Consider the following 3,034-nt stretch of genomic DNA (forward strand, 5'->3'; position numbering starts at 1 on the left):
CAAGAATTTTAACATTATGAGTGCCTTTTTTGTCCACCAACCGCTCATCCTGTCGCAAAAAATCGATTCTCGCGAAGGTTTGTTTTGATGCAAAAAGGGGTTAGCCAGTGAATGCGACAAAATGAATATTAATTCCAAAAGGCCGCCATTAGCGCCCCTTTTGGGGCTATTTGGGGCAAAATATAGTGCAATATGCTGCTAAACGCAGTGCAATATGCCGCAAAACGCAGTGCGTTTTGGTGCAAAATGCAGTGTATTTTGGTGCTAAACGCAAGGTGAAATGGTGCTAAACGCAGTGCAAAAAGGTGCTAAACGCAAGACGAAAAGAATAAATATACGCCACAATTGTATAAACAAAACCCTTCAGAGTCATGAAAAACATGTCTGAAAAGGGCAAAATAGTCGTTAAAAAGTAGGTTTTTAGGGGCAAAAAGTAGGAAAATGGGCTTGAAAAATCGCCAGCCCTCAACCAAACTAGAAAGGCAAAATGGTGCAAAACGCAGGTTCTGGGCGTAAAAAATGACAATGCCAAAGGTGCGAAAGGATAGAAAAAGCGGCTTTTTACCAACTTTTCAGCCTGAATTCTCGCTAGAACGGAGCAAAAATCAGAGCGATATTGTAAAATAAAAGATAACGATTTAAGTTTTTGAGTTAATGAGTTAATGAGTTTTTGAACTGATGAGTTTGTGAGCTGATGAGTTCGTGAATTGGAGGGGTTGATGTCTTCGGGAGTTATTGAGCTTTCGTTAGTTTATAAGTCCGTGAGTGGACTTGTCCTACACTCCTCGAAATTTATAGAAACATTAAAAGTCAAGACTACTTCATAATATAGAAACCTCAGTAAAGCTTTCGTAGATTATTGAACAAATAGCACCCCAGAACTGTTAAGGATTCTGAGATTTAGAAGTTCAGAGCTGGCAATCTGTTAAGCATTCCTATTTGTTGTTTCATCTAAGTCTTGCCAACCTCTAATACATACTTTCCACCAACTAACCATAATTAGCCACTCTACAATTTCAATCAAACGCAAAATGAAACGACATGCTTATATTCCAAAGGTAGCATGATATATCTTAATATTTTACAACAAGAAACCCGTGTTTAGTAAACGAAAGCAAAATATCAAGCCCAACTCATATATAGTGTGAAAACTTTATACACATTCTTTTTCACATCCTTTTTTTTTAATACATTTGCAAAACAAAGAGGGAATAATTAGCAAAAATCCCTTATTATAATGGTCTTTGAATAAATATATTGACAGGATATACACTTTTCGAAAAAGAGAGTTATTTGTAAGATATACGAAACATAAATAAAGTTAGGTCGGCCTTTACACAGTAAGTACCATCATCAAAGCTCCCTATTTCCATTAACTACACATTTTATTCAACTTGTGTTTTATGGAACAGAAAGTTAGTTCACTGCTTAAAATGTAAATACGCACCATCTGCCAACAGCGGAAGTGCGCGTAAGACCACCTCTCATTGTTAGTAATGGTATTTAGTTTATAAAGAGAATTAAAAGAGTTATTTTTATGATGAAGTTTTATTCTTTGGTATTATCAGCACTATGTGCTTGTGTCCCTACGGTATTAAAGGCTCAGGGACAAAATCCACACTCCCACGAGTGGAATGGAAATTCAGTAGTTTCGGTGGCGAATTCAACCAACGAAGACATCAAAACCGCTTATCTCTACAATGTTGGCACAGGCCAATATCTCAATGCAGGCAGCTATTGGGGTACCGTTGTTGTAGGTTACGGAGTTGGCATGCCCATCAACATCAGCAAGTCGCCAACCTCCGGCAAATACCGCATGCAAGGGCCACAAGCAACGACAGAGGGGCGCAACATTGCCTTTGGTCGCAGAAAAGACACGCCGGGCTACACCGACCCTATCAACTACAATCGTGTTTATGTAGACAGAGGCGTAGATTACGACCTTTCGAAAACACCGAACCCATACACCACCGAGGCACACCACATCAACGGCATCCTCGACTGGGAGTTCGTAGAGACACAATCAGGTAGTAAAACGTACAAGATACGTTTCTACAACGACGAGCACAACCAAGGCTATGGCGGAACTCGCTATCTTCAAATGAAAAACGTTGGACACAGCAACACCTCTCCCCTAGCCTACCCTGCAACGGCAAGCAACAGCGACAAGTCGTGCTTATGGAAAATCGTAACCAAAGCCGACCTTAAAACAGCATTTAAGGAACAATACGCAACCGACGAGGCACCAGCCAACGCAACATTCCTTATATACGACCAAAACTTTATCCGTGGCGACAAGGATGTGGAGAAATGGCACGCCAGCAATGGGCTTACATGGGCTTATGCCAATGCACAAGCCTACCTTTTCAATCCCGCCAACGCCAACTACACTTACTACGTTGGCAACGGTGCCATATCCAGCAACTATTACATGGCCAACTACGCGGGCTATTCCACAGCCAACGTTAGAAACTTAGGCAACAACGGAAAGGCCAACGGAAAGGTTACGCAACAAGTAGTAACACTGAAAAAAGGTTGGTATCGCGTTTCTTGCAATGGCTTTTACAACGCCATATCGGGCAGCCAACTAAAGTCCACGCTGTTCGCAAAGGTGCAAGGCGCAACGGATGCTTTCTCTAACGTATCCACTAGCCTAAATGTCTTTGCTCACGAATTCTGTTATACACTCGCCGACCTAATGCACGCCTACGACGCATCAGACCTTGCCCAAAAGCACATCAGTCCATATTCAAGGGCTGCTATGGAGTTCGAAAAAGGCTCGTACAACAACACGGTACTGGTATTTGTACCTACCGACGGAGCCAAACTGGACATCGGTATTGAGATAACAGGCTCAACACGTCAACGCGACTGGACTTGCTGGGACAACTTTCGCCTTGAATATTGCGGCACGCAAGACCTTGTTCTCGACGAGGCGCAAACAAGCATCCTTTATCTTGCCAAGCAAGTTCAACCACACAAGGCGGCCACGCTGATATTAAAGCGCACAATGCAAAAAGACGAATGGAACAGC

1 protein-coding gene is annotated in these 3,034 nt (G+C 42.3%); it reads left to right on the plus strand.

All coding sequences use genetic code 11. The features are described from left to right. Window positions 1-1,537: 1,537 nt before the first annotated feature. A partial coding sequence (locus BN93_RS18140; protein WP_044261052.1) for a hypothetical protein occupies window positions 1,538-3,034 on the plus strand: 1,497 nt, incomplete at its 3' end.

The sequence above is a fragment of the Prevotella conceptionensis 9403948 genome, assembly GCF_000312305.1.
Lineage (GTDB): Bacteria > Bacteroidota > Bacteroidia > Bacteroidales > Bacteroidaceae > Prevotella > Prevotella conceptionensis.